Genomic DNA, 25,685 nt, shown 5'->3' on the forward strand with positions numbered 1-25,685 from the left:
CCGTCTACTGTACGCTGAATCAGCCCACAGTACTGTTTTTAGTACAGCTCGGAGGAGCCATGCCGGCGGACCGTCTGCTGCCCAGCACCGAGGCCCAGGATCTGATCGACCTGGCCAAGGAGATCGCGCGCGAGGAGCTCGCCCCGATCGCGAGCAAGTACGAGGAGACCGCGCACTTCCCGCGCGAGCAGTTCCGGCTGCTCGGGCAGGCCGGGCTGCTCGGCCTGCCGTACTCGGAACGCTGGGGCGGCGGCGAGCTGCCGTACGAGGTCTACCTGCAGGTTCTGGAGGAGATCGCGGCCGCGTGGATGTCGGTCGGCGTCGGGCTCTCCGTGCACACGATGTCCTGCTTCGCGCTGGCGCACCATGGCACCGACGAGCAGCGTGACCGCTGGCTGCCCTCGATGCTGGAAGGCGGCCTGCTGGGCGCGTACGCGCTCTCGGAGACCCACGCCGGCTCCGACGCGGCCGCCCTCTCGACCCGCGCGCGGCTCGACGGCGACCGGTATGTCGTGAACGGCACGAAGGCGTGGATCACCCACGCGGGTGAGGCCGACTTCTACACGACCATGGTGCGCACCAGCGACGACGGCGGCCAGGGCATCTCCTGCCTGCTCGTCGACGCGGCGACGCCGGGCCTGTCGGCGGCGCCGCCCGAGCGGAAGATGGGCCTCACCGGGTCGACCACGGCGCAGCTGATGTTCGAGGACGCCGCCGTGGACGCCGACCGGCGGATCGGCGAAGAGGGCCAGGGGCTGAAGATCGCGCTGTCGTCGCTCAGCTCCGGACGGCTGGGCATCGCCGCTTGCGCCGTCGGGCTGGCGCAGGCCGCGCTGGACGAGGCGCTCGAGTACGCGAAGGGCCGCACGCAGTTCGGGCGGCCGATCATCGAGTTCCAGGGGCTGGAATTCCTGCTGGCCGACATGGCCGCGACCGTCGAGACGTCGCGCGCGATGTACCTCGACGCGGCCCGCCGCCGCGACCGCGGGCTGCCGTTCCAGCGGCAGGCGTCGATCGCGAAGCTCGTCGCGACCGACGGCGCGATGAAGGTGACCACCGACGCCGTGCAGGTCCTCGGCGGCGCCGGGTACACGAAGGACTTCCCGGTGGAGCGGTACATGCGGGAGGCGAAGGTGCCGCAGATCTTCGAGGGCACGAACCAGATCCAGCGCATGGTGATCGCGCGGGAACTCCGGAAAGGCTGACTCTCCGCACTGATACGATCACCAGTGGTCACTCGAGAGTCGTGAGACACTGTGGAAGACGTGAGGAGACGCTGTGACAGCCCTTCCCTATTCCACGACCGGGTCGCACGGTGAGCCAGGGTGGGCCATCCAGGATCACCTGCTGTCGGTCGCGGAGTACGCGGCGCTCGGTGAGCCCGATTCCGGATTCACCGAGCTCGTGGAAGGCCGCCTTGTCCTGTCACCGAGCCCCAAGAGGAGACACAACAAGGCGCTCTACGCCTTGGCGAGGCAGCTGGAATCGCAGCTGCCCGATCACCTCGAATTCGTCCAGGACATCGACGTCGATCTCGGGTTGGTGCCGCCTGGTGAGCCGGGTTTCGCCAGGCGGCCGGATCTGATCGTCGCCCTTCGCGAGGCGGGCGAACGGATCGACGAAGAAGACACGATGTACCACGCGGACGACGTCGTCGTGGTGGTCGAGATCGTGTCACCTGGCTCGAAGCGCACCGACTACGTGACCAAACACGGCGAGTACGCCGACGCGGGGATCCCGCATTACTGGATCGTCGATCTCAGCGAGCCGGTCTCGCTTGTCGCCTGCCACCAAGCGGGCGAACTCGGGTATCAGGACGCTCCGGCCATGACCGGCGAATTCGCCGCCACCGAGCCGTTTCCGGTGAAGCTGGACCTCGGTAGGCTGCTCTCGTGAGCGGCAAGGAGGGCGCACGGGTGGCGTTCGCGTGCCGGGAGGGACGACACGCGTGATCGGCCACGAGACCTGACCCCTTCGATACCGGTACCTCTTCCCGTACCGCAGGGGTCGCGCTGGGTGGATTGTCCCGCCGGACGTTGCGAAAGTGGCTTTCGCAACGTCGGCCGTGGCCAGGTAGGCACCCAAGACACCTTTGGCTAGAACCGCCCCACCACTCAGGAGCCGCCGTGCCCCGGCGGGCCGAACCGCTGTGGCGGCGGACCGGCCTGCGGCGGCTGCTGCGGCCATCCGGTCTGCGGCGGATAAGGCCGCTGCCCCGGCACGGGCTGCCACTGAGGCGGGGACTGAAACCGGGCGCCGGGGGCCTGCTGCTGAGCGAAACCCGGCCACTGCGCGTCCTGCCGAGCCGCGGCGACGGCGCGGTCCTTGCGCCGCTTCCCGCGGATCAGCATCGTCGTCCCCAAGCCGGTCAGCGCCACCCCGACCCCGGCCATCCAGAGCCCATGGTCGCGGAACGTCTCGGCCCTGGACTCGGCGGCGGCCTTCATCTGGTCGTAAGTGTCCACGTCGACGACGCGGCTGCCCTTGGTGCTTTCGCAGACGTCGCCGGGACCCATGATCCGGCCACCGCATTTGACGACGTCCGGATCCTCACGCGCGAACAGCAGGGTGACGACCAGGAAACCGATACCGACGACCAGAACGAAGACCCAGCGCTTCATGTGTTACACATCCTCCCCCGTGTGTAACACATGAGAGCACGGGCCCGTCGTTCTGACAAGGCCGGGTTCAGCCTTCGCGGTAACGCCGCTCCTCGGTGACGCCGACGCCGGTCTCCTCGTCGAAGTGGTAGACCTCGCGTCCGCGCACGAACACCCGCATGGCCCGGTTCATCACGTCCAGCGGGTCACCCGACCAGATGACCACGTCGGCGTCGAGGCCCGGCTTCAGCGAGCCGACCTGGTCGTCGAGGTCCAGCATCGCGGCCGGGTTGACGGTCAGCGCCTTCAGCGCGGTCTCCGGGTCGAGGCCGTCCTTCACCGACAGCGCGGCCTGGTACACCAGGAAGTTGATCGGCACGACCGGGTGGTCCGTGGTGATCGCGATCCGGACACCCGCCCTGGCGAGGATGCCGGGCGCGCGCAGGGTGCGGTTGCGCAGCTCCACTTTGGACTTGGTGGTGAACAGCGGGCCGAGGATCACCGGCACGTCCCGCTCGGCGAGCAGGTCCGCGATCAGATGCCCTTCGGTGCCGTGGTTGATCACCAGTTTGTAGCCGAACTCGTCGGCCAGCCGGATCGCGGTCACCATGTCGTCGGCGCGGTGGACGTGCTGGTCCCAGTACAGCTCGCCGTCGAGGACCTTGGCCAGCGTCTCCTTGGTCAGGTCGACGTCGAACGGCTTGCCCTCGCCGGCGGCGTGGTCGCGCTGGGCGGCGTAGTTGCGCGCGGCGGTGAACGCGTCACGGATGGTCGACGCGACACCCAGCCTGGTCGACGGCGTCTGCTTCTTCTCGCCGTAGACCCGCTTCGGGTTTTCGCCGAGCGCGCTCTTCACGCTGACGCCCTCGGCGAAGATCATGTCGAGCACCGTCCGGCCCCAGGTCTTGACGCCGATCGTCTGCCCGCCGATGGGGTTCCCGGAGCCGGGTTTGATGACCACACTGGTGACGCCGCCCGCGAGCGCGTCGTCGAAGCCGGGCTCGTACGGGTCGATCCCGTCGATCGCCCGGAACCGGGCGCCGTTGGGATCGGTCATCTCGTTGGTGTCGTTCCCGGACCAGCCTTCGCCGTCTTCGTGCACGCCGAGGTGGGCGTGCGCGTCGATGAATCCGGGCAGCACCCAGCTGCCCGCGGCGTCGATCAGTTCGGCGTCGTCGGGGACGTCGACGTCGGCGTCCGTGCCGACCGCGGCGATCTTCCCGTTCTCGATGAGGACCGTGCCGCCGTCGATGGGATCACCGTCGACCGGGACGACGTAACCACCGACGATGGCCTTGACCTGTGCTTTGTCAGACATACTTTGACACGCTAACGAACTGGGCCGCCGGTCCGCACGCGGGGCTTTTCGAAGTGGACCAGTTCGTAGTGCTTCTCGGGCGTGCGGTGCGTCTCGACGTAGCCGAGCTTCCGGTACATCCGCAGCGGACCGGCGCTCCGCTCCCCGGTGAACAGGCGGAACACGGTCACCGAAGGCGGGGCGGCGGCCTCGGCGGCGAGCAGCAACGAACTGCCGAGGCCGTGTCCCTGCCTGTCCGGCGCCACGATGAGCCTGCCGACGAGACCGGCCTCGCCGTCCACGACGATCCGGACGCTCGCCACCAGCCGTCCGGATTCCCTGATGCCCCAGGCGAAACACGCGGGGTCACCCAGGGCCTCCTTGGCCTGTTCGAAGGTCTCCAGCAGCGGCGGGAGGTCGAGGTTCTCGTGCTCCCTGGCCTCCGGGACGTACGCCGCGCGCTGCAGCGTGAGCACCTCGCCCGCGTCCACGGGTCCCAGCCGGAGCAGTGCCGTCATCAGCGGACCCGGATTCCCCAGCTGCCGGTCCACGAAGTGGCGGGCTCCAGATCGATCAGGTCGGTGCCGGTGTTGAGCGCGTCCGCGGGGCAGGTCATCGGCTCGATCGCCACCGCCCGGCCGCGGCCGACCAGGTCTGCCGGGGTGAACACCTGCGCCCAGCGGAAGTCCGGCCCGGCCCAGACCAGCAGCTCCCGCTCCCCGTGCGAGAGGACGTGGTGGTGGTTCCCGTCCTCGGCCACGCTCAGCCCGCCGAACGCCGTATCGAGGTCGACGCCTTCGAGCACCTTGCCGGACCGGAAGTCGTACTCGGTCCCCTCCACGTCCTGCTCGTCGGCGTAGGGCATCTGCTCGTCGCCGAGATACGGGCGGACCCGGCTCGCGGGCAGCGTCAGGGTCAGCTCGTCGGTGGGCACGTCGCCGATGCGGAAGTAGGGGTGCGTGCCGAGCCCGACGCCGATCGGGCTCTCGCCCTCGTTGCGGATCTCGTGCGTCACGACCAGTTCGCGCGGCGAGATCTCGTAGGTGATCGTCGCGCGCAGTGGCACCGGCCAGCCACCCTGGGCCGGGACGTCGATGGCCAGCGTGATCGACGACTCCGCGTGTTCGAGGAGTTCCCACTCCTCGTGCCGGGTCAGGCCGTGGATCGCGTTGCCGCGCGCCTCCTCGGTGATCGGGAGCTGCTGTTTCTCACCCTGGTACACCCACTGGCCGCCCTTGGTGCGGTTCGGCCAGGGCAGCAGCACCTGGCCCGCGCCCTTCGGTGGCTTCTCGTCCTCGGCGAACGCCTCGACATAGGGCACTCCGCCGACCTCGAACGCGCGCAACCCGGCACCGATCTCGGTGACGACGGCGCGCGCGTTGCCGCGGGTGATCTCGAACTGCTCTCCGGTGGGATTGGCCATGCGGACGAGGTTACCGGCGGCCTTGCCCGAAGTAGTGTGGGAGCGCCACGCCCGGACGAAGGAGACCGCCGCGATGACCGTTCCCGGCTACCCCAGCACCGTCGGCCGCGTCCTGGAACGGAGCGCGCGACGCGTCCCGGACCGGGTCGCGCTCACGTTCGCCGATCGCGTGTGGACCTACGCGGAACTCGACCGCGCGGCGGGCCGGGTCGCGGCGAAGCTGCTCGGCCGCGGGCTCGCCCACGGTGACCGCGTCGCGGCCTTCGGCAAGAACTCCGACGCGTACCTGTTGCTGTACCTCGGTTGCGCGCGGGCGGGGCTGGTGCACGTGCCGGTGAACTTCAACGCGCGCGGTGAAGAACTCGAGTACCTGCTCACGCAGTCCGAACCCGCCGTCGCCTTCGTCGACCCCGCGCTGGCCGGGCACGCCGGTGTCGATCATGTGTCCACACTGGACGTTCTGGACTGGGCGCTGGACGAATCCGTCGAGCCGCACGAGGAGTCCGGGGTCGCGGACGAAGATCTGGTCCAGTTGCTCTACACGTCCGGGACGACCTCGCGGCCGAAGGGCGCGATGCTCACCCACCGCGCGCTGGTGCACGAATATTCGTCCTGTATCGCGGCGCTCGACCTGAGCGACCGCGACGTGCCACTGCACGCGCTGCCGCTGTACCACTCGGCCCAGATGCACGTCTTCCTCATGCCCGGTCTGGCCGTCGGTGCGACGAACCACCTCGTCGAGGCACCCGACCTCGGCGACATCCTCGCGCGGATTCCCCGCCAGGGCATCACTTCCCTGTTCTTCCCGCCGACCGTCTGGGTGGGCCTCGCGAACCATCCCGGTCTCGCGGACGCGGATCTGAGCTGCCTCACCAAGGCCTACTACGGCGCGTCGATCATGCCGGTCCCGGTACTGAAGGCACTGCGCTCACGGCTGCCGGAAGTCGGGTTCTACAACTGTTTCGGCCAGTCGGAGATCGGTCCACTCGCGACAGTGCTGCGGCCCGAAGAGCACGACGCGCGGCCGGATTCCGTCGGCCGCCCGGTCCTCTTCGTCGAGACGCGGGTGGTGGACGCCGAGATGAACGACCTCCCGCCTGGCGAACTCGGCGAGGTCGTCTACCGCTCTCCCCAGCTGTGCACGGGCTACTGGGGCAAACCCGAGGAGTCGGTGGAGGCGTTCGCGGGCGGCTGGTTCCACTCCGGCGATTTGGTGCGACAGGACGAAGAGGGCTACCTGTTCGTCGTCGACCGGATCAAGGACGTCGTCAACACCGGTGGCGTCCTGGTCGCTTCGCGCGAGGTGGAGGACGCGCTGTACGCGCATCCCGCCGTCGCCGAGGTCGCCGTCGTCGGCCTGCCCCACGAACGCTGGATCGAAGCGATCGCGGCGGTGGTCGTGGCGAAGGAATCCGTTGAGGAAGCGGAACTGATCGAGTTCGCCAAGAAGTCGCTGGCGGCGCACAAGGTGCCGAAGTCGGTGCATTTCGTCGGTGAACTGCCGAAGAACGCTTCCGGGAAGCTGCTCAAACGCGAGCTGCGGCAACAGTTCGGCGGGTCGGCGTCCGCGATCGGCGTCTAGCGACTCGCAGGCTCGCGCACCCGGCCTCGGGCGCCAAGGCGTAACTCGCGTGATCAGACACGTAACTCACGTGATCAGGCGCGTAACTCGCGTGATTGGAGGGCGAACTCGCGAGTGCGGCGCTTGATCACGTGAGTTACGCCTTCAATCACGTGAGTTCCGTGTCTGATCACGCGTGTGCGGCATCGCGAGTCTTACTAGACCGGTCGTCATAGTTTGAGCTACAGTCGGTCGCATGGTCCGCCGCACCGACACCCGGCAGCGCATGCTCGATTCCGCCGCCGAGCTCTTCCACCAGCAGGGTTACCACGCCACCGGTCTCAACCAGCTCGTCGCCGCCGTCGGCGCGCCCAAGGGATCGCTCTACTTCCACTTCCCCGGCGGCAAGGAGCAGCTGGCCGCCGAGGCCATCCGCCAGTCCGCCGACCGGCTGTGCGACCGGTTGCGCACTATCGCGGCGGACGCGCCCGACGTCGTCACCGGGATCGAGAACGTGGTCGAAGCGCTGGCGACCTCGTTGGAGGAGTCGGATTTCCAGCGCGGCTGTCCACTCGCGACGGTCGCGCTGGACGCGTCGGGTGACAGCGAGGTGATCCGTCAGGCCTGCGCCGACGGCTACACGTCCTGGCACACCGTCATCGCCGGCGCGATCGACACCGACAAGGCGGACCACCTGGCCACGGTCGTCCTCGCCGCCATCGAGGGCGGCTTGCTGCTGGCCAAGACGTTGCACGACACCGCGCCGCTGCGCGCGATCGCCCCTCACCTCCGTGCCACCCTCGAACGGGAGCTGTCCTGATGCGCGTCCATCACCTGAACTGCGGAACCATGCGGCCGGTCGGCGGCAAACTCATCGACGGCAGGCCCGGTCTGTTCCGGCGCGCCGAACTGATCTGCCACTGTCTTCTCCTGGAGACAGACACCGGGCTCGTGCTCGTCGAGACCGGTGTCGGAACGCCGACCGTCACCCGCCCGGTCGAATGGCTCGGCGCCGGTTTCGTCCGGCTCGTCCACCCCGACAGCGACGACGACCTCAGCGCCACCACCCAGATCCGCAAGCTCGGTTTCGACCCGGCCGACGTGCGCGACATCGTGCTCACCCACCTCGACCTCGACCACGCGGGCGGGCTCGTCGACTTCCCCCAGGCGCGGGTCCACGTCCACGATCGCGAACTCCAGGCGCTGGAGAAGCCGATCGACCGCAAGGAGGCGAGCCGCTACCGGAAGGTCCAGTTCAGCCACGGTCCACAGTGGAGGTCGTACCGCGCCGACGGCGAGCCGTGGTTCGGTTTCGACGCCGTCCGCGAACTCGAAGGGGTCCCGGACGTCCTGATCATCCCCCTCGCCGGGCACACCCGCGGGCACGCCGGCGTCGCGGTCGACACCGGCGACGGCTGGCTCCTCAACGCCGGTGACGCCGTCTTCCACGGCGGCGAACTGGAGCGAAAGCCGCATATCCCTCTGGCCTTGGGCTTCTTCGAGTCGTACATGCAGACGGAGAAGACCGCACGACTGGACAACCAGCGCCGGCTGCGCGAACTTGTCAGTAACAACGGTGACGAGGTGACGGTCTTCGCCGCGCACGACGCCACCGCATTCGAACGGCTCAGCCAGAGGAGCAGGCTATGAAGGTGCACCACCTGAACTGCGGCACGATGCGCGCACCGGGAGGCAAGCTGCTCGACGGCCAGCCCGGACTGCTGCGCCGCTCGGAGCTGGTGGCGCACTGCCTGCTCATCGAGACCGGCGACGGACTCGTACTGGTGGACACCGGTTTCGGCCGCAAGGGCGTCGAGAATCCCGGTGCGTGGCTCGGCACGCCGTTCACGCTCATGGTCGGCGCGAAGCCGGTCGAGACGGAGACCGCGGCTCACCACGTCGAGGCACTCGGCCACAAGCTCGAAGACGTCCGGCACATCATCTGCACCCACCTCGACGTCGACCACGCGGGCGGGCTCGCGGACTTCCCGAACGCCGTCGTGCACGTCCGCACGGCGGAGCACGACGCGGCGACGTCACCGTCCAACCAGAGCGAGAAGTTCCGGTTCCGCGCCAACCAGTTCGCCCACCGTCCCTTGTGGAGTCAGTACGACGAGGCCGGGGACGAGTGGTTCGGTTTCCAGGCCGTCCGCGAACTGAAAGGCCTGCCGCCGGAGATCCTGCTGGTACCGCTCGCGGGACACACCAAGGGCCATACCGGGGTGGCCGTCGACACCGGCGACGGCTGGCTGCTGCACGCGGGCGACGCGTACTTCTTCCACGGTCAGCTGGATCCCGTGAAGCCGCACTGCCCGCCGGGGATGACCGCGTTCCAGAACATGGTGCAGACCCTGCGCAAACCGCGGCTGGAGAACGTCGAGCGGCTGCGGGAGCTGAGCCGAGAACACGCCGACGAGGTCACCGTGTTCTCGGCCCACAGCCCGGTGGAGTACCAGTCGCTCAGCCGCGGTTGAGCGTCAGCCGACCGGCGGCTCGACGGGCTGCCGGTCCTCTTCCTTGTGCGTGGCCCGCATGATGAGCCAGTTGATCCCCCAGAGCACGATGCCGACGCCGAGCAGGATCGCGGCGACCTTGTAGTCGCGCGCGGGCCGCCCGGACAGCGGCGTCACCAGGTAGACGCAGAAGATCGCGGCCAGCACCGGGATGATCGTCGGCGCGCGGAAATGCTTGTGCGTCGACTTCTCCTTGCGCAGCACCAGGACCGCGACGTTGACGATGGCGAACACCGCCAGCAGCAGCAACGCCGTCGTGCCGCCCAGCACCCCGATGTCCACAAAGGACACAAGGCCGATCGCGATCAGGCTGGTGAACACGATCGCCACCCATGGGCTGCGGCGGAACGGGTGCACGGTGCCCAGCTGCTTCGGGATGATCCGCTGGTTCGCCATGCCGTAGAGCAGACGGCTGGCCATCAGCATGTTGATCAGCGCCGAGTTGATCACCGCGAACAGGCCGATCGCGGAAAAGATCTCACGCGGGAAGCCGGGCGCGCCGACGTCGAGGACCTTCAGCAGCGCGCTGCTCTTGGCCGCCTCCAGCTCGTCCGCGGGCACCAGCAGCGAAGAGGTCACGGAGACCATGATGTAGATGGTCGCGGCGATGACCATGCCCCACAGCATCGCCTTCGGGAAGATCCGGATCGGGTCCTTGCACTCCTCGGCCATGTTCACCGAGTCCTCGAAACCGACCATCGCGAAGAACGCCAGCGACGTCGCCGACGTGATCGCCACCAGCATCGTCTGGTTCTCGGTGTCGAACTCGACCAGCCGGGAGGCGTCCCCGCTGCCGTTGAGCACCGCCCACACACCGACCCCGATGATGATCAGCAGGCCGGCGATCTCGATGCAGGTCAGCACCACGTTGGTCTTCACCGATTCGGAGACCCCGCGGAAGTTGATCAGCGCGAGGCCGATCACGAACAGGATCGCCACCAGCGGCATCGGCGCGGTGATGAACTCCTTGAGGTAGGTCTCGCCGAAGGCCTTCGCCGCCGACGAGGCCGACGTGATCCCCGAACACATCACCGCGAACGCCACCATGAAGGTGAGGAAGCGGAGCTTGAACGCCTTGTGCGTGTAGAGCGCGGCCCCCGCCGCCTGCGGGTACTTCCCGACCAGTTCCAGGTAGCTGAACGCGGTCATGAACGCGACCACGAACGCGATCAGGAAGGGAAGCCACAGCGCGCCGCCCACCCGGCCCGCCACCTGCCCGGTGAGCGCGTACACGCCCGTCCCGATGATGTCCCCCACCACGAAGAACAGCAGGAGTTTGGAACCCATCACCCGCTTGAGGCTCGGTTGACCGGCCGGACCGGTCTGTTCTGTTGTCGTCGTGTCCGCCATGCGGCAAGAGTGTGCCGTATCACGTCTGGTGCCGACAGTCCGGTTTGGTCAGTTCTTCGTCACGGGTTGACGAAGCACGCCTTTGGGTAATCCGCTCAGTTGGCGTCGACCGCGGTCTTCACCAGCGGGAGCATCATTTCCTGCGTCATCTTGGTCGGCCCGGTGTAGTTGACCAGTACCGGCACGTTGTCCACGAGCTCGGCGGCCGCCAGCGTCGCGGTCTTGTTCTCGTCGGTGTAGTAGATGGCGCCTTCGCCGACACCGGCGACGTCCTTCGCGTTCTGCTTGGCCTTCTTCAGCGCGGCGACCATCTCGGCGGGCTTGATCTTGTTGCCCTCGAAGCGGGTGACCGCGAGCGCGCCGATCTGCTTGCCCGCGGCGGAGTAGACACAGCTCTTGGCCTTGCCACCGTTGGCGGCGTTGTCCTGCACCGGACCCGGCGCCGACGTCACGCCCTGGATCGAGACCGCCTTGCCCACGGCCTCGGCGGGCAGCAGCGCGCACGGCTCCTTCGATCCGTTGCCACCGGTGGGAGCGGCCGAGGAACTCGGCGCGGCGGAAGGAGCGGGAGCCTGGCTCGACGGCTTGGCCGCGTTGTCCGTCTTCTCGTCCCCGGACGAACAGGCGGAAAGGGTCGCGATGACAGCGGCGAACAGGATGATCGCCCGTGAAATACGCATGGGCCCGACGATAGCCCGGAAGGCTCAGTCCACCGGGGCCCGGTACCGCCAGAACGACGGCACGAGCAGCGCCGCGCCGATGACCAGGACGATGACCAGCACTCCGCCGCCGGAGGCCGCTGCGGCGGTGCCGACACCGGCGGCGGCCCAGCCGTGGGTGAGGTCGGCGATCCGCGGGCCGCCCGCGACGACGACGGTGAACACGCCCTGCAGCCGTCCGCGCATCTCGTCGGTGGTCGCGAGCTGCAGGATCGACATGCGGTAGATCGCGCTGACCATGTCGGCGGCCCCGGCGAGGGCCATGAAGAACACCGCGAGCCACAGCGAGTTCGCGAGCCCGAAACCGGCGACGGCGGCGCCCCAGACACAGATCGAGACGATCACGCCGACACCTTGTTTGCGGATCCTGGTCAGCCAGCCGGAAAAGAGGCCGATCAGCATCGCGCCGGCGGGGAGCGCCGCGTACAGCCAGCCCAGGGCCGGGCCGCCGCCGGGCGGGTCGCCGAAGGTGCGTTCCGCCATCTCCGGGATCAGCGCGCGCGGCATGCCCGCGACCATCGCGATGATGTCGACGAGAAACGAGGCCAGCAGGATCTTCTGGGTCGCCAGGTATTTGAAGCCGTCGATGATGTCGCGGAGGCCGGCGCGGCGCGCGATCTCGCCGAGCGGCGGGATCGGGGGCAGCTTCCAGACCGCGATGAGGGTCAAGGTCAGTGCGATGACGTCGATCAGGTAGAGCGTCGAGAGGCCGAGGATCGGGATCAGCGAACCGGCGAGCAGCGGGCCGAAGACCGCGCCGAAGGTGGACATCGTGCTGCTGAGCGCGGTCGCGGGAGCGATGAGGCTGTCCGGGACCAGCCGGGCGACGACGGCACCGCGGGTCGGCATGTTGATCGCGAAGAACGCCTGGTTGACCGCGAGCAGCCCCAGGACGAGCCAGACGGAACCGAGGTTCAGGAACGCCTGGAGCCACAGGACGGCCGAGGTGAGGGTGACTCCGACATTGGTGACGAGCAGGAGTTTGCGGCGGTCGACGGCGTCCGCGATGGCGCCGCCCCAGAGACCGAAGACGAGCAGCGGGATCAGTGCGACCAGGCCGGTCAGGCCGACGTACGCCGACGAGCCGGTGAGGTCGAAGACCTGTTTGGGGACCGCGACGGCGGTGAGCTGGCTGCCGACGGCGGTGACCGCGGTGGACAGCCAGAGGCGGCGGAACGCGGGGATCTTGAGCGGCCGGGTGTCGACGACTATCGAGCCGAACAGCTTGCGGACACCTTTGCGCTGGTCAACCCCCACGTCGTCACTCACAACCAGACAGCTTAGCCGCGCTAACTAACCATCCGCGCGCGATTTACCTCACCGGGCCGCGCGTGAAGGCCCCCTTCCCCTCGTCAGACGCGGTGAAGGCCGCTATCGCCGCGTCTTATGAGGTGAAGGGCCCCTTCAGCCCGCCACGCAGCCGCACCGAGACTCGGTGACCCAACGGTCTCCCGGGAGCGCGCCAGCGCGACGGGGAGACTTCACCGTCGAGCGCCCTCTTTCGGGCCGAAGGCCCACGAAAACGCGATGAAGGGGCGCCCTCCGCTCCCAACGCGAGTCGCAAGCGGTCTGGGCGCCCCTTCGGCGCGCTTTTCGTCAGCGCTCGACAAAAAACACAGACAAATATCACGGCGCGACGCGCTCAACCTGCCAGCCGTCGTCGGTGCGGACGTAGCGGAGCCGGTCGTGCATGCGGTCCTCGCGGCCCTGCCAGAACTCGACGACGTCCGGCCGGATGCGCCACCCGCCCCAGTGCGGCGGGAACGGGATGTTCTCGACGTCGGCGAACCGGCGTTCGATCCCGTGGAGCGCGTTCTCGAGGGCACGGCGGCCGTCGACGACGCGGGACTGCGGCGACGCCCAGGCGCCGAGCTGCGAACCACGCGGGCGGGACGCCCAGTACTCGGCGGTCTCGGCGACGTTGACCTTCTCCACCTCGCCGCGTACGTGGACCTGACGCTGCAGGGCGTACCACGGGAAGGTGATCGACGCGTAGCGCGTCGCGGTGAGGTCGTGGCTCTTGGTCGAGGTGTAGTTCGTGTAGAAGACGACACCGCGCTCGTCGAGGCCCTTGCACAGGACGGTCCGGGAGGACGGCCTGCCTTCCGGGTCGGCGGTGGCGAGCACCATCGCGTTCGGTTCGGGGATCCCGGCGGAGACGGCCTGGTTCAGCCAGTCCTGCAGCTGGGCGGTCCACGTCTCCGCCAGCGCGGACTCGTCGAAGGCGGCCCCTTCGTAGGCCACCCTCATTCCGGGCAGGCGAACGACGGCGTCGTCGGCGCCCTCTTTGATCTCCGGCATCATCCGCCAAACCTCCGTACCCGATCGGGGCCATGACTTCGGCTTTGCCGCCGACGGTATTGCCTAGACGGCGGCGGCGAAACCCACTGAACGGTGACACCCGCCACCCCTGCCCGATCATCTGTGTGTAGCCGCTGGACCGCAAGCCGTCACCTCCCCGTTACCTGGCCCGACCTGATCGATCAAGGTCGATCGTCGGTCACCCGAGGCCTTCGCCTCGATTCCGTCCGCTCGCCCATGAATTCGCACCCGGCCGCGCAAACGACGGAAAGCGCCTGCACAGACCGGGTCCGCACGGAGCGACAAGGAATTGCCGATCACCCTTTTCCGCTTTTGTTTCGTCGAAGTTTCGGCGCTTCACGAACAATTCTTCCGGTTTTCACGACGGGCCCGCGCCCTCCCGAGCCAATTCTGTCGATTGACAGAAATTACCGCGCGCACCATCTCCGTGAGATGTGCCGGCGAAGGCCGGTTCCGGGACGCCGATTCGCGTCCCGAAACCGGGTTCATGACTTCCGCCGCGCTGTCAGTTCGTGACCGTGAACTCGGCGCGGACGATCCAGCCCCAGCAGTCGTACGACGCCGTGTACCGCCCCGGCACCGTCCCCACCGGACCGTCGCCGCGCAACGCGACACCGATGCCGCCGGTGCCGCCGTCTCCCACCACCCGCAAGGGAATCGGCGCGGCGAGCCCGTCCGCGACAAGGGTCGCCGCGAGCTCGCCCGCCCCCGACGGACGCAGGCAGTAGATGTCCGCCGTGACCGTCCCACCTGCGACGACGGCGCTCGGGCTCAGGACCAGACTCGACGGTCTGGTCGCGTTCGCCTGCCCCGCACCGGCCAAGGTGGACAAGAGCGCCGCACCCGCGACGCACAACGCGGCCGCACGAAGTTTCATCCTCTGCTCCCTCCGGACGACGGGCGAAATTTTCACCCGACACCCGATGGACGTACGGCGCCCGAAGCGGGGTTGCCGGCCTGACGAGACTCCGCCCTTTGGGGCGAACGGCCGGATTTAGCAGAATGTGACAGCGAATCGTGCAAGAGCCGACGATCACACTAGGTAGACCTTGCGCCACTCGATAGGATCGCCGCCGAGAGCAACGGGGTGATCACCTCTATCCAGAGTGTTCAGAGGTTTTGATGGGACGGCCGGGTGTGCGGCCGCGCCATCGCCATTGCCGGCCGGGCTTCCGTGAGGGAGTTCGACACCGGTTGATCAGTCCTGCGCTCGAACAGCCGGAACTTTCCACGCCCGAGTTACTCCCCTTCCCCAGGAGTGCGTTGTGATTTCCCGTTCCCGCCGTCTCGTGACGGCGTTGTTGTGCGTCCTTTCGCTGGCGGGCGTGACCGCCCTTTCGGCTTGTTCCGACAGCACGGCCGCTTCCGGCACCAAGGTCACGATCGGTTACAGCGCCTGGCCGGGCTGGTTCCCGTGGGCGGTCGCCCAGGAGAAGGGACTCTTCGAGAAGAACGGCGTGAACGTCGACCTGAAGTGGTTCGACAGCTACACCGAGAGCATCAACGCCCTCTCCTCCGGCGCGATCGACGCGAACAGCCAGACCCTGAACGACACGCTCGCGTCGGTCAGCGGTGGCGCGAAGCTGTCGGTCGTGCTGGTCAACGACAACTCGACCGGCAACGACAAGGTCATCGCCCGCCAGGGGATCACCAGCGTCGCCGACCTCAAGGGCAAGAAGGTCGCCGTCGAGCAGGGCACCGTCGACCACTACCTGCTGCTGTTGGCGCTGCAGGAGGCGAAGCTGACCGAGAAGGACATCGAGCTGGTCCCGCTGCTGACCGACGCCGCCGCGGCCGCGTTCGTCGGCGAGCAGGTCGACGCCGTCGCCGCCTTCGCGCCCTTCACCACGAAGGCGCTCGAGCGCCCGGGCAGCCGCGCGATCGCGACGTCCGCCGAGTTCCCCGGCGCCATCCCCGACCACCTTGTCGTCTCCGAGCAGATGTCGAAGGAGCGCAAGAAGGAGGTCCAGGGGCTGGTGAACACCTGGTTCGAGACCATCGAGTGGATCAAGCAGAACCGGGACGAGGCCGTGCGGATCATGGCCAAACGCGGCGCGGTGTCGGTCGAGGAGTACAAGAGCTACGACGCGGGCACCACGATCTTCACCAAGCAGCAGAACCTCGACGCGTTCACCCCTGGCGTCACCCCCGCCCACCTCAACTTCCAGGCGGGCAAGATCGCCGACTTCATCGTCTCCAACGGTCTCGCGCAGAGCAGGCCGAACTTCGACGGGCTGTTCGACGACCAGTACGTCAAGGCGGTGAAGTGAGCGCCACGGACGCGTCGGGGCGGGCCGCTCAGCGGACGGACGCCGCCGACGAGGCCGAAGCGCGCCGCCTCGACGACGAACAGCGGCTAGCCGAAGCGCAGGAAGAGCGGCGCGGCGCGCGACCGGACTGGTCGCCGCTGCCCCGCCGGGCGGGCCTCAAGCCGAACGCCTCGCCGCTGCTCTCACTCCGTACGCCGATCCCCACGCGCTGGCGGTGGACACTGGCGGTGGCCTCGTTCGTGATCCCGCTGCTGATCTGGGTGACGCTGAACGCGCTGGGCACGATCAAGCCGATGTTCCTCCCGACGCCGGTCGCGGTGTTCGACGCGCTGCTGAAGATGATCGAGTCCGGCGAACTGTTCAGCGATCTCTGGGCCACCACGCAGCGTGTACTGCTCGGCTTCGGGCTCGCGATCCTCGTCTCGGTGCCGCTCGGCATCGTGATGGGGACGTTCGACGCGGGACTGGCGCTCTTCGAGCCGGTCATCGCGATGCTGCGCTACCTGCCGGCGAGCGCGTTCATCCCGCTGCTGATGATCTGGCTCGGTCTCGGCGAACCGTCGAAGGTCGCGGTCCTGTTCCTCGGCACGGTCTTCTTCAACACGCTGATGATCGCCGACGCCGTCCGCGGGGTGCCTCGTTCGCTGCTCGACGTGTCGTACACACTCGGCGCGCGGCGGGGCGAGGTCCTGCGCAAGGTGATCGTCCCGCACGCGCTGCCCGGGATGATCGACGCGACCCGCGTCAACGCCGCGGCCGCGTGGAACTTCGTGGTGGTCGCCGAGCTGATCAACGCCACCGCCGGGCTCGGCCTGCGGATCATGCGGGCGCAGCGGTTCACCCAGACCGACCGGATCTTCGCGCTGCTGATCGTGATCGGCCTGCTCGGACTGGTCATCGACATCGCCTTGCGGTTGCTGCGGGCCCGGGTCGGGAAGTGGGCGGCATGACGCTTCAGCTGAAGGCGGTCGCCAAGGACTACACGGTCCGCGGCAAGACCACCCGGGCGCTCGACGGGATCGATCTCGACGTCACGCGCGGCGACTTCGTCTGCGTGGTCGGCGCGAGCGGGTCCGGCAAATCGACCCTGCTTTCGCTGATCGCGGGACTGACCGAGCCGACCGAAGGCCTGATCACCCTCGACGGCGACGTCGTGACCGGGCCGGGCCCGGATCGCGGACTGGTGTTCCAGCACGGCGCGCTGTACCCGTGGCGCACGGTGGAGAGCAATGTCGCGTTCGGACTCGAACTGCTGAGCATCGACAAGGCCGAACGAGCCCGCCGGGTCGACTGGTATCTCGACGAGACGGGCCTCGGTCACCTGCGGAAGTCGTTGCCCAAACAGCTTTCCGGCGGGCAGAAGCAGCGGGTCGCCATCGCGCGGGCGCTGGCGTGCGAGCCCGACGTGCTGCTGCTGGACGAGCCCTTCGGCGCGCTCGACGTCCAGACCAAAGAGGACATGCAGGTCCTGATCCGCCGGATCTGGACCGACACGCACACCACCGTGCTGATGGTGACCCACGACGTCGAGGAGGCCGTTTTCCTCGGCCGTCGCGTCGTGGTGCTGGCCTCGGATCCGGGCAGGGTGGCCGCCGATATCGCGGTCGACCTGCCCGCCGAACGCGACCTCGCGGTCAAACGCGCGCCGGAGTTCGTCGCGCTGCGCGCGTCCATCGAAGACCTCGTCCGGGAACAGCACCGCGGACACCTCGGGCGGAGCCGGGGAGAAAGGTGACCATGAGGCACGGGAAGACCCGGCCCGAACGCGGGCCGCGGTCCGGATTGCTCGGCAGGCTCGGTATCCGGGGCAAGCTCAACCTGCTCCTGATGCTGCCGCTGACCGCCGTGGTCCTGGTGTCGGTTCCTTACGTCGCGGGGGAGATCGACGACGCCCGGTCCGCCCGCACCACCGCCGACGTCGCCTCGCAGGCCCGCGCGCTCGGCACGCTGGCCTGGGAACTGCAGCGCGAACGGCTGCTGACGGCGCACTACATCGCGTCATCGTCGGCGAGCAGTGCGGCGATGCTGAAACAGCAGACCGTCGTCGCCGACACGGTGAACCAGGTGCGTTCGCAGCTGAGCGCCGACGCGCCGGAAGAACTCGCGGCGGCGCTGGTGCGCATCGGATCGCTGAACGAGATCCGGGAGAACGCCCTCCGGCGTGGCGCCTCGCTCGACAGCGTGGCGCGGACGTACCACGCGGTGATCGACGCGGTCATCAACTCGCTCCGCCTGGTCCCGCAGCAGACCAGTGACGCGGAAGGCACCCAGCAGCTGACCGCGCTCGACGCGCTGCTGCGCGCGAACGAGGAGAACTCGTTGCGCGGGATGGCGTTGATCATCGTGCTGGTCACCCCCGAATCGGGTACGCCCGTGCTGGCCGACGCGAAACAGCAGTCGTCGCTGTTCCTCGAACGGTTCGTGCAGCAGGCCGACGTCGCCCAGGCCACGCAGGTCGTCGCGGTGGAACAGGGCGAGACGGGCCGCCGGGTCGACGCGCTGGAAGCCAGGCTCCCGGAGGCCCGCGGTCCGCAGGCCGTGCAGAGCCTGCTGCCGGACATCCTCGGCGCCGTCGACGCCCAGTCGAACCAGCGGCGCCTCGCCCAGGACGCGGTCACCACCGGCATCACCGACGCCGCGACCGCGCGAGCCGACGCCGCGCAGAACCTGGCGTGGACGATCGGTATCGGCGCCGGGGTGCTGTTCCTGCTGGTCGGTGGGCTCGCGATCGCGGTCAGCCGGTCGATCGCCGATCCGCTGCGGAAGCTGACCACGGCGGCGACGTCGGTCGCCGACCTCGCGAGCACCGAACTGGTCCGCGTCACCGACACCGAGCAGGCCGAAGAACTCGCGCCGCGGCTCGCCACCATCGAAGTGTCCTCACAGGACGAACTCGGCAAACTGGCCGAGGCGTTCAACCGGGTGCAGGCCACCGCGGCCGAACTGGTGGAACGGCAGGCCGTCACGCGGCGCAACGTCGGCCTCATGTTCGCCAACGTCGCGAAGCGCACGCAGAACCTGGTGGGCAGGCAGCTCGCGCTGGTCGACGAACTGGAGCGCAACGAGCAGGACGTCGCCCTGCTGGCCAGCCTCTACCGGCTCGACCATCTCTCCACCCGCCTGCGCCGGAACGCGGACAACCTCCTCGTCGTGTCGGGAAACCGTGACGAGGCAAGGATTTCCGGTCCGATCGAACTGTCGACGGCACTGCGTTCGGCGCTCGCGGAGATCGAGGACTACCAGCGGGTCCGGCTCGGTTCGGTGGGCGACGTCCTGCTGTCGTCGCCGTTCGGCTCCGATCTGGTGCTGATCTTCGCCGAACTGCTGGAGAACGCGACGTCGTTCTCCCCGCCGGAGTCCTTTGTGGACGTCGGAACGAAGATCCTCCCCGACGGCTCCTGCCTGATCGTGATCGTGGACCAGGGCATCGGCATGACCGCGGAACGCCTGGCCGAGGAGAACCGGCGGCTGGTCGAACGCGAACGGCTCGAACTGGCGCCGACCAGTGTGCTCGGGCTGTTCGTGGTCGGACGGCTCGCGCGGCGGCACGGGCTCAAGGTCGAACTGACCGAGACCGAGCCTGGCGCGGGGATCACCGCGCGGCTCACCGTCCCGCCGAACCTGCTGACGTACCGGCCGCCCACGCCGAAGTCCGTCCCGGCGCCACCCGTGTGGCCGACCGCGGAACCGAGCGACGAGCCCGAGCCTCCGTCCCGGCCGGAGCCGCGAGAAACGCACGAGCCCCCGACGCTGGCGATCGCCGGGATGATCCCGCGCGACGGCATGCGTCCCAAGGACTTCCGGTGGTTCCGCAAAACCGACGGGGAGATCCCGGAACCCGCGCCCGCTCCGGTGCCGGTGCCCGAACCGGCGCCCGTGTACCAGGCGCCCGCGCCGACGCTCACCGCCGCCGATCCCGGCGAGACTCGCGGCGGGCTGCGACGGCGGGTCAAGGGCGCGCAGCTCCCCGGAGCCCCCGAAGCGCCTTCGCGACCGAAGTCCAGGCATGATCCAGAAGCGGCCAAGGCTGCCTTCGACGGCTTCGAGGCCGGGCTGGCGAAGGCCACCGCGCCGCCGGCGGCCGTCCCGGCGCCGATGCCCACCCCGACGCCAGTGCCCGCCGCCTCGCGCGGCGGTCTCACCAGAAGGGTCCCCGGCGCGCAGCTGGCGCCAGGGCTCGCGAAAGGTCCGGCCGCGCGGCACCAGACCGCGCGGACGGCGCTGAACACCACCAAGCCCAAGGGCATGCGTGACCCCGAGGCCGAGCGTGCCGCGTTCGACGCCTTCAGTGACGGGTTGGAGAAAGCCGTCAACCCGGAGATGCAACAGAGAGAGAAGAGCAAGAGATGACGACCGGAGTCAGCGTCGAAGCCCGGAACTTCAACTGGTTGGTGACGCGCTTCGCGCAGAACACGGCGAGCGCGATGGGCGCGATCGCCGTCTCGGCCGACGGTTTGCTGATCGCGATGTCGTCCGAGCTGGAGCGGGCCAACGCCGACCGGCTGGCCGCGATCTGCTCGGCGATGCTCGGCCTCGCGCACGGCGTCTCCGAGAGCCACCCGCTCGGCTCACCCGACAAGATCATCATCGAGCTGGAGCAGGGCTACCTCCTGGTCTGCACGATCAGCATCGGGTGCTCGCTCGGCGTGCTCGCCACCAAACAGGCCAGCCTCGGCACGATCGCCTACGAGATGGCGATGTTCGCCAACCGCGCGACCGAGGTGCTCACCCCCGCGCTGATCGAGGAACTCAAGAAGAGCGTCGGCAGCTGAACTGACGAGGGGACAAGGGAATGAGCGACGACCAGGTACCTCAGCCACGGGGCGCCGAACAGGGCATCTCGCCGCTACGCCCGTATCTGCTCACCGCCGGCCGCGCGCAGCCGGTGGACGGCACGCTCGAAATCGAGGCTCAAGTGCTCACGAGCAGGCTCGGCGCGGCTTCGCACGCGAGGCTGACCTTCGAACGGCGGGAGATCGTTTCCCTTTGCCGGGAAACGAAATCCGTCGCCGAAGTGGCGGCGATGCTCGGCCTGCACATCGGCGTGGCCAGGGTGCTCGTCGCGGATCTCGCCGCACTCGGCTACGTCGTGCTCCGTCGCCCCGCCGGAGCCTTCACCCAGGACCTCGGCATGATCGAAAGGGTCATTCGTGGACTCGAAGCAATTCGCTGAACCGGTGCCTGCCAAGCCGCCGACACCGGTCAAGATCGTCATCGCCGGCGGGTTCGGGGTCGGCAAGACCACCACCGTCGGCGCGATCTCCGAAATCAAACCGCTGACCACCGAGGCCGCTATGACCTCGGCGGGCGCGGCCGTCGACGGCTCCGGCGGGGAGGTGCCGTCGAAGACCACCACCACGGTGGCGCTGGACTTCGGCTGCATCACCATCGACGAAGAGGTGAAGCTGTACCTCTTCGGCACGCCGGGACAGGACCGGTTCGGGTTCATGTGGCACGACCTGGTGCTGGGCGCCCTCGGCGCGCTCGTCATCGTCGACACCCGGCGGCTCGACGACTGCTATCCGGCCGTCGACTACTTCGAGAAGGCGGGATTGCCGTTCGTGGTCGGGGTGAACGTCTTCGACGGTTCGCTCAAGCACGACCTCGAAGACGTGCGCTGGGCTCTCGCGGTGGGTGAGGACGTCCCGCTGATCACCTTCGACGCGCGACAACGGCTTTCGGTCCGCGACGCGCTGCTGGCCGTGCTGCACAACACCTTCCGGCGGGCGTCCGCCGCCTCGTAGCCCGATCGCGGAGAAGAAGTGACAATTCAACCCAATACGTCACAGTAGCCTGTTACCCTCGACCGCATCCCGCCCCGTCCGGCCGCGGGACGCGAAACGGGGTGGGTGCGATGTCCGGCGAGTACATGAGCGGAAGCGAGTATTCGGCAACGCTCACCGCTGCGCTCAACAGTTACTGGCAGACGCTGGAGAAGCGCTGGCTGCACGACGCCGGCCAGCTGCTGCGGGGTGGCGTGAGCCAGTTCCCCGGGGCACCGGAGCCCACTCGATGGCAGGCCCCGGTCGACTCGTGGGGCCATCTGACGGTCTGCCCGATCGTCCAGTGGGCGGTCAATGACGGAACCGCGGCGAACCGGCCACAGGCGGAGGCCTGTGATGGCTGGAGCGTGCGGGACGCGAAGTACGTCGAGTGCCGGGCGCTCGACGTGTTCACCCAGGTCGCGGATTGGGCGTGGCGGAAACGGGAACAGCTGGCGACCGCGATCCCGGATCTCGCGGGCGGGCCGGAACTGTCGTCGCTCGAAGAGGCTTACAGCGCCTTCTCGTCCGTCGAGAAGAAGATGCGGGTCGGCAACGCGATGGGCGACCACGACTTGGACAACCTGATCGCGCTCCTCGCGGGCAGCAACAACGAGTCAGGCACCAGGGCCTGGATGACCGGCTGGATGGGGCTCGCGGCGAACAGCCTCCAAGACGGTTTCCTCGCGACGGTCCTCCCCACCCTCACCCATCAGGACATCCTGGTGAAGTGGCTCGGGAACAGCTACTCGTGCCGGGCCACGATCATCCACGCCGCCAGGAACAACATCCTGCAGCTCATCGCGGAGGCCACCACCGCGCTCAACGAAGCCGCCCCCGCTCCGGCGGAACCCCCCAAGGAGAAGCTGGTACTGAGCGCCATCACCGACAAGTGGGAGTACGCCAAAACCATCATCGGCGCTTTGGGCCGTACGGCTCCGCCCGGCGTCAGCAACGCGCTGGTCCTGCTCGAGTTCGCGATGAACATCACCGCGCGGCCGTTCAACTCGGACCTGCGGTTCCCGCAACTGGACGCGTTCTTCGCCCATGTGGACACCGGCGTCCGCGAACTCCACAGCGACCTGGACAAGGCCGAGAAGGATTACCACGACGCCATCAAGGCCATCGAGAAGGAGATCGCCGGGGTCGACCGCATCGATCTCGAGCTCTACGACATGACGCAGCCCCCGGCGAAAGGCGGCGCCAAACCAGGATCGGACGGAACCCAGCGCTACGCCGTGGACGTCACGGTCGTGCTGCAACTCGCCGAAGCCTGCTACGGAGCGGCCGAGATCTACTCGGGCTTGCTCGGGGAACTCGCGAAAACCTCTTACGCCGACGGCCAGCTCGTCGGTCGCGGGGTCGTCCCCACCGAAGGCGACACCGCGTTGAAGCAGTTGCGGAACGACGTCGAGTCCTTCTTCCAGAAGACGACCGCGCGCTACCTGGCCGCGGGCGACCGCATCAAGGAAGCCGCCGAGAAGTACGCGCAGACCGACGCCGAGCAGAAGGAGCGGCTCCAGAGCGCGATCGGCACGCTCGGCGATTGGGCCAAGGAAGGGCCGGGCGGGAAGCCCGAGGGCGAACGGCGGGACCGGATCGACCTCGACCCGGACAAGGAAGGCGCCCAGAACTGACGTTCAGCCGGGCCGGGTGATGGCGGCCAGCATCAGGGCCCGGAGTTCGGCCGCGACGTCGGCGACCGGCAGCGGCGGGCTGTGCGCCTGCCACTCGCGCAGCAGACCGGTCGCCGCGCCGACGAGCGCGATCGCCGTCAGGCGGTAGTCGCGATCCGGCGCCACCCCGTGCGCGGCGGCGTGCCGGGCCTCGGTTTCGATGAACGCGGCCCACCGGTCGACCCATTCCTGGTGCTGCGCCTCCAAAGCGGCACTGACGCCGACGGCCTCGACGTAGTTCAGCCTCGGCATCCGGGGATCCGACGTCACCGTGCCGACGAAGACGTCCAGCAGGGTCCCGATCCGGGTGACCGCGTCGGCGTCTTCCAGTCGCTCCAGGGTGCCGGTGACGTGCTCCAGCGCGAGCGCGTTGATGCGCTCGTGCAGGGTCAGCAGCACCTTCTCCTTGCTCTCGAACTCCTCGTAGAAGTTCCGCGTCGAGACTCCGGCGCGCGTGCACAACTCGGTGATCTTCGCCTGCTGGTAACCCGTCGAGGTGAACAGGTCCAGTGCAGCCGAAAGCAGGCGTTCACGCCGCTCGGCGCGCCGTCGCTCGGGCGCGACCCCGCCATAGGTGCGGGCCACTCGACCTCCCCCGATTCGGTAACAGGGATTGCCAGATGCTAGCAACACCGCCTACATTGCGAAAATCTCAATTACCAAACTGGAGGCAACGGTGCTTCGGACAGTTCTGGTCGCAGCTCTCACCGCCACCCTGATCGGCGCGCCCGCCGCGCAAGCCGCGCCGAGCGCGCCCGGGGACCTGGTCGACTACAAGCAGGTCATCGCCACCGCCCCGGCGAAGGCATGGAAACTCCACTACCGCTCCACCTCGGCGACGGGACAGCCGAACACGGTGTCGGGCATCCTGCTGGTCCCGCACTCGCCGTGGACGAAGGGCGCCCGCCCGCTGGTCAGCTACGCCGTCGGCACCCACGGCCTCGGCGACCGCTGCGCGCCCTCGACCCGGCTGACGAACGGGTCCGAGAACGAAGTCCTTCTGATGAGCCAAGCGCTTTCGCGCGGCTGGGCGGTCGTCGTGACCGACTACGAGGGCCTCGGCACGCCGGGCACGCACACCTACGCCGTCGGCCAGTCCGAAGGCCGGGCCGTCCTCGACGCCGCCCGCGCCGCGTCGAACGTCCCCGAAGCGGGCCTCTCCAAGACCGGGCCGGTCGGTGTTTTCGGTTACTCACAAGGCGGTCAAGCCGCGGCCTTCGCCGGAGAACTCCAGCCGTCCTACGCCCCCGACGTCAACCTGGTCGGCGTCGCGGAGGGTGGTGTCCCGGCGGATCTGAACGCCGTCCTGAAGTTCAACGACGGCGGGCCGGCGTTCGGCCTGGTGCTCGGCGCCGCCGTCGGTTACGCGACCGCTTATCCGGAGCTGCCGTTCGACGAGGTGCTCAACGCGAAGGGCGAGAGGGCCGTCGCGAAGGTCAAGGAAGCGTGCACCGTCGAACTCGGCGCGGCGGCCCCTTTCGCGCGGCTCAACGACTTCACGACCGTGCCGAACGTTTCGTCCGACCCGCGCTGGCAGGCCCGGCTCGGCGAGAACCTGGCGGGTAAGACCAAACCGGGCGCGCCGGTCTTCCTGTACCACGCGTCGCTGGACGAACTGATCCCGCTTTCGGTCGGCAAGGGACTGCTCGATCGCTACCGCGCCCTCGGCGCCGACGTCACCTGGCAGGAGTTCCCGCTGCTGGAACACATCGGCGGTGTCGCGGCGGGTGGTCCGGTCGCGATGACCTGGCTGGGCACCAAGTTCTGAGGCGCGGGGTGATGACGCGAAAGCCACTTTCGCAACGTGCTTCCGCCGCCACACGAGCCCACCAGCCACTCCAGAGGGGAGCAAGGGACCTCTAGTAACGCTAGGTTTTCTAGCAACGCTAGACCGGCGGCCGGCCACCCCGTGACCGAACGGACGACTCACGTGGCCAGATGGACGACTCGCGTGATTGGACGGACGACACGACCGACGCCGGATTTCGCCGCGTGTCGTCCGTCCAGTCACGCGTGTCGTCCGTCTGATCACGCGTGTCGTCCGTCTGATCACGCGTGTCGTCCGTCTGATCACGCGTGACGTCCGGTTGCGACCAACTAGCTTGAGTTTTAACCTGTTCGTCGGGGTCGTGGGTTGGTGGTCTTGGGTTTCTGTCTGTGGCTGGGTTTCTGTCTGTTTGGGCTGGTCGCGG

Annotated in this window: 25 protein-coding genes; 15 read left to right on the plus strand and 10 right to left on the minus strand. The window is 68.4% G+C overall.

Annotation, left to right across the window (positions count from 1 at the left end; all coding sequences use genetic code 11):
- Nucleotides 1–59 precede the first annotated feature (59 nt).
- Nucleotides 60–1,205, plus strand: a complete 1,146-nt coding sequence (locus tag ACFVM3_RS26850) for an acyl-CoA dehydrogenase family protein (RefSeq protein WP_378442751.1) — start codon at nt 60–62, stop codon at nt 1,203–1,205.
- A 73-nt stretch (nt 1,206–1,278) separates the two neighbouring features.
- Nucleotides 1,279–1,896, plus strand: a complete 618-nt coding sequence (locus tag ACFVM3_RS26855) for a Uma2 family endonuclease (RefSeq protein ID WP_378442752.1) — start codon at nt 1,279–1,281, stop codon at nt 1,894–1,896.
- Between the two features lie 218 nt (nt 1,897–2,114).
- Here ACFVM3_RS26855 and ACFVM3_RS26860 read toward each other — a convergent pair whose 3' ends face one another.
- The 4 genes from ACFVM3_RS26860 to ACFVM3_RS26875 form a co-directional block, all read right to left on the minus strand.
- On the minus strand, nt 2,115–2,621 hold the full coding sequence (locus ACFVM3_RS26860; protein ID WP_378442753.1) for a hypothetical protein: 507 nt from the start codon (nt 2,619–2,621) through the stop codon (nt 2,115–2,117).
- 67 nt (nt 2,622–2,688) lie between these two features.
- A complete protein-coding gene (locus ACFVM3_RS26865; RefSeq protein WP_378442754.1) occupies nt 2,689–3,918 on the minus strand; it encodes an amidohydrolase in 1,230 nt (409 codons plus the stop codon).
- Nucleotides 3,919–3,929: 11 nt separating this feature from the next.
- On the minus strand, nt 3,930–4,415 hold the full coding sequence (locus ACFVM3_RS26870; protein WP_378442755.1) for a GNAT family N-acetyltransferase: 486 nt from the start codon (nt 4,413–4,415) through the stop codon (nt 3,930–3,932).
- A complete protein-coding gene (locus ACFVM3_RS26875) occupies nt 4,415–5,320 on the minus strand; it encodes an aldose 1-epimerase family protein (protein WP_378442756.1) in 906 nt (301 codons plus the stop codon). Before ACFVM3_RS26875 ends, ACFVM3_RS26870 begins: the two co-directional genes overlap by 1 nt.
- 73 nt (nt 5,321–5,393) lie before the next feature.
- Here ACFVM3_RS26875 and ACFVM3_RS26880 point away from each other — a divergent pair, with 73 nt between their 5' ends.
- From ACFVM3_RS26880 to ACFVM3_RS26895, 4 genes are all read left to right on the plus strand, one after another.
- Nucleotides 5,394–6,902 (plus strand): fatty acyl-CoA synthetase, encoded by a 1,509-nt coding sequence (locus tag ACFVM3_RS26880; protein WP_378442774.1) that lies wholly within the window; start codon nt 5,394–5,396, stop codon nt 6,900–6,902.
- Nucleotides 6,903–7,137: 235 nt separating this feature from the next.
- The gene (locus ACFVM3_RS26885) at nt 7,138–7,701 is read left to right on the plus strand and encodes a TetR/AcrR family transcriptional regulator (protein WP_378442757.1); all 564 of its coding nucleotides are present in this window, start codon (nt 7,138–7,140) and stop codon (nt 7,699–7,701) included.
- Nucleotides 7,701–8,531, plus strand: coding sequence for an MBL fold metallo-hydrolase (locus ACFVM3_RS26890; protein ID WP_378442758.1), 831 nt, complete (start codon nt 7,701–7,703; stop codon nt 8,529–8,531). Before ACFVM3_RS26885 ends, ACFVM3_RS26890 begins: the two co-directional genes overlap by 1 nt.
- Nucleotides 8,528–9,355: an MBL fold metallo-hydrolase gene (locus ACFVM3_RS26895; RefSeq protein WP_378442759.1), complete on the plus strand. Its 828-nt coding sequence runs from the start codon at nt 8,528–8,530 to the stop codon at nt 9,353–9,355. The genes ACFVM3_RS26890 and ACFVM3_RS26895 overlap by 4 nt, the downstream gene beginning before the upstream one ends.
- Before the next feature lie 3 nt (nt 9,356–9,358).
- Here ACFVM3_RS26895 and ACFVM3_RS26900 read toward each other — a convergent pair whose 3' ends face one another.
- The 5 genes from ACFVM3_RS26900 to ACFVM3_RS26920 form a co-directional block, all read right to left on the minus strand.
- Entirely contained in the window at nt 9,359–10,744 is a 1,386-nt protein-coding gene (locus tag ACFVM3_RS26900) for an APC family permease (RefSeq protein WP_378442760.1), read from the minus strand.
- Nucleotides 10,745–10,839: 95 nt separating this feature from the next.
- Nucleotides 10,840–11,424 carry a DUF3558 domain-containing protein gene (locus ACFVM3_RS26905; protein ID WP_378442761.1) on the minus strand — a complete coding sequence of 195 codons (585 nt, stop codon included), beginning with the start codon at nt 11,422–11,424 and terminating at the stop codon, nt 10,840–10,842.
- 24 nt (nt 11,425–11,448) lie between these two features.
- The gene (locus tag ACFVM3_RS26910; protein WP_378442762.1) at nt 11,449–12,732 is read right to left on the minus strand and encodes an MFS transporter; all 1,284 of its coding nucleotides are present in this window, start codon (nt 12,730–12,732) and stop codon (nt 11,449–11,451) included.
- Between the two features lie 357 nt (nt 12,733–13,089).
- A complete protein-coding gene (pdxH, locus tag ACFVM3_RS26915; protein WP_378442763.1) occupies nt 13,090–13,767 on the minus strand; it encodes a pyridoxamine 5'-phosphate oxidase in 678 nt (225 codons plus the stop codon).
- A gap of 523 nt (nt 13,768–14,290) precedes the next feature.
- Nucleotides 14,291–14,662, minus strand: a complete 372-nt coding sequence (locus ACFVM3_RS26920) for a hypothetical protein (RefSeq protein WP_378442764.1) — start codon at nt 14,660–14,662, stop codon at nt 14,291–14,293.
- A 388-nt stretch (nt 14,663–15,050) separates the two neighbouring features.
- Here ACFVM3_RS26920 and ACFVM3_RS26925 point away from each other — a divergent pair, with 388 nt between their 5' ends.
- The 8 genes from ACFVM3_RS26925 to ACFVM3_RS26960 all read left to right on the plus strand — a co-directional run bounded on the left by ACFVM3_RS26925 (nt 15,051) and on the right by ACFVM3_RS26960 (nt 23,454).
- On the plus strand, nt 15,051–16,055 hold the full coding sequence (locus ACFVM3_RS26925) for an ABC transporter substrate-binding protein (protein WP_378442765.1): 1,005 nt from the start codon (nt 15,051–15,053) through the stop codon (nt 16,053–16,055).
- Entirely contained in the window at nt 16,052–17,005 is a 954-nt protein-coding gene (locus tag ACFVM3_RS26930; protein ID WP_378442766.1) for an ABC transporter permease, read from the plus strand. Before ACFVM3_RS26925 ends, ACFVM3_RS26930 begins: the two co-directional genes overlap by 4 nt.
- A complete protein-coding gene (locus tag ACFVM3_RS26935) occupies nt 17,002–17,790 on the plus strand; it encodes an ABC transporter ATP-binding protein (protein WP_378442767.1) in 789 nt (262 codons plus the stop codon). Before ACFVM3_RS26930 ends, ACFVM3_RS26935 begins: the two co-directional genes overlap by 4 nt.
- Before the next feature lie 2 nt (nt 17,791–17,792).
- The gene (locus ACFVM3_RS26940) at nt 17,793–20,405 is read left to right on the plus strand and encodes a nitrate- and nitrite sensing domain-containing protein (protein ID WP_378442768.1); all 2,613 of its coding nucleotides are present in this window, start codon (nt 17,793–17,795) and stop codon (nt 20,403–20,405) included.
- Nucleotides 20,402–20,827 carry a roadblock/LC7 domain-containing protein gene (locus ACFVM3_RS26945; protein ID WP_005156032.1) on the plus strand — a complete coding sequence of 142 codons (426 nt, stop codon included), beginning with the start codon at nt 20,402–20,404 and terminating at the stop codon, nt 20,825–20,827. The genes ACFVM3_RS26940 and ACFVM3_RS26945 overlap by 4 nt, the downstream gene beginning before the upstream one ends.
- Nucleotides 20,828–20,847: 20 nt before the next feature.
- Nucleotides 20,848–21,228 (plus strand): DUF742 domain-containing protein, encoded by a 381-nt coding sequence (locus ACFVM3_RS26950; RefSeq protein ID WP_034308529.1) that lies wholly within the window; start codon nt 20,848–20,850, stop codon nt 21,226–21,228.
- Nucleotides 21,206–21,799: an ATP/GTP-binding protein gene (locus tag ACFVM3_RS26955; protein WP_378442769.1), complete on the plus strand. Its 594-nt coding sequence runs from the start codon at nt 21,206–21,208 to the stop codon at nt 21,797–21,799. The genes ACFVM3_RS26950 and ACFVM3_RS26955 overlap by 23 nt, the downstream gene beginning before the upstream one ends.
- 110 nt (nt 21,800–21,909) lie before the next feature.
- Nucleotides 21,910–23,454, plus strand: coding sequence for a hypothetical protein (locus ACFVM3_RS26960; RefSeq protein ID WP_378442770.1), 1,545 nt, complete (start codon nt 21,910–21,912; stop codon nt 23,452–23,454).
- A gap of 3 nt (nt 23,455–23,457) precedes the next feature.
- On the opposite strand, the gene ACFVM3_RS26965 is transcribed toward ACFVM3_RS26960, so the two are convergent.
- On the minus strand, nt 23,458–24,078 hold the full coding sequence (locus ACFVM3_RS26965; protein ID WP_378442771.1) for a TetR/AcrR family transcriptional regulator: 621 nt from the start codon (nt 24,076–24,078) through the stop codon (nt 23,458–23,460).
- A 91-nt stretch (nt 24,079–24,169) separates the two neighbouring features.
- Here ACFVM3_RS26965 and ACFVM3_RS26970 point away from each other — a divergent pair, with 91 nt between their 5' ends.
- Nucleotides 24,170–25,261: a lipase family protein gene (locus ACFVM3_RS26970; protein ID WP_378442772.1), complete on the plus strand. Its 1,092-nt coding sequence runs from the start codon at nt 24,170–24,172 to the stop codon at nt 25,259–25,261.
- Nucleotides 25,262–25,685 lie beyond the last annotated feature (424 nt).

Source organism: Amycolatopsis sp. NPDC057786 (genome assembly GCF_042797905.1).
Lineage (GTDB): Bacteria > Actinomycetota > Actinomycetes > Mycobacteriales > Pseudonocardiaceae > Amycolatopsis.

Excerpts from the sequence above, each read along its gene's own strand:
- ACFVM3_RS26850 (WP_378442751.1), top strand. The coding sequence starts at position 60 with ATGCCGGCGGACCGTCTGCTGCCCAGCACCGAGGCCCAGGATCTGATC.
- ACFVM3_RS26860 (WP_378442753.1), bottom strand. The coding sequence starts at position 2,621 with ATGAAGCGCTGGGTCTTCGTTCTGGTCGTCGGTATCGGTTTCCTGGTC.
- ACFVM3_RS26865 (WP_378442754.1), bottom strand. The coding sequence starts at position 3,918 with ATGTCTGACAAAGCACAGGTCAAGGCCATCGTCGGTGGTTACGTCGTC.
- ACFVM3_RS26870 (WP_378442755.1), bottom strand. The coding sequence starts at position 4,415 with ATGACGGCACTGCTCCGGCTGGGACCCGTGGACGCGGGCGAGGTGCTC.
- ACFVM3_RS26875 (WP_378442756.1), bottom strand. The coding sequence starts at position 5,320 with ATGGCCAATCCCACCGGAGAGCAGTTCGAGATCACCCGCGGCAACGCG.
- ACFVM3_RS26880 (WP_378442774.1), top strand. The coding sequence starts at position 5,394 with ATGACCGTTCCCGGCTACCCCAGCACCGTCGGCCGCGTCCTGGAACGG.
- ACFVM3_RS26885 (WP_378442757.1), top strand. The coding sequence starts at position 7,138 with ATGGTCCGCCGCACCGACACCCGGCAGCGCATGCTCGATTCCGCCGCC.
- ACFVM3_RS26890 (WP_378442758.1), top strand. The coding sequence starts at position 7,701 with ATGCGCGTCCATCACCTGAACTGCGGAACCATGCGGCCGGTCGGCGGC.
- ACFVM3_RS26895 (WP_378442759.1), top strand. The coding sequence starts at position 8,528 with ATGAAGGTGCACCACCTGAACTGCGGCACGATGCGCGCACCGGGAGGC.
- ACFVM3_RS26900 (WP_378442760.1), bottom strand. The coding sequence starts at position 10,744 with ATGGCGGACACGACGACAACAGAACAGACCGGTCCGGCCGGTCAACCG.
- ACFVM3_RS26905 (WP_378442761.1), bottom strand. The coding sequence starts at position 11,424 with ATGCGTATTTCACGGGCGATCATCCTGTTCGCCGCTGTCATCGCGACC.
- pdxH (WP_378442763.1), bottom strand. The coding sequence starts at position 13,767 with ATGATGCCGGAGATCAAAGAGGGCGCCGACGACGCCGTCGTTCGCCTG.
- ACFVM3_RS26920 (WP_378442764.1), bottom strand. The coding sequence starts at position 14,662 with ATGAAACTTCGTGCGGCCGCGTTGTGCGTCGCGGGTGCGGCGCTCTTG.
- ACFVM3_RS26935 (WP_378442767.1), top strand. The coding sequence starts at position 17,002 with ATGACGCTTCAGCTGAAGGCGGTCGCCAAGGACTACACGGTCCGCGGC.
- ACFVM3_RS26940 (WP_378442768.1), top strand. The coding sequence starts at position 17,793 with ATGAGGCACGGGAAGACCCGGCCCGAACGCGGGCCGCGGTCCGGATTG.
- ACFVM3_RS26945 (WP_005156032.1), top strand. The coding sequence starts at position 20,402 with ATGACGACCGGAGTCAGCGTCGAAGCCCGGAACTTCAACTGGTTGGTG.
- ACFVM3_RS26950 (WP_034308529.1), top strand. The coding sequence starts at position 20,848 with ATGAGCGACGACCAGGTACCTCAGCCACGGGGCGCCGAACAGGGCATC.
- ACFVM3_RS26960 (WP_378442770.1), top strand. The coding sequence starts at position 21,910 with ATGTCCGGCGAGTACATGAGCGGAAGCGAGTATTCGGCAACGCTCACC.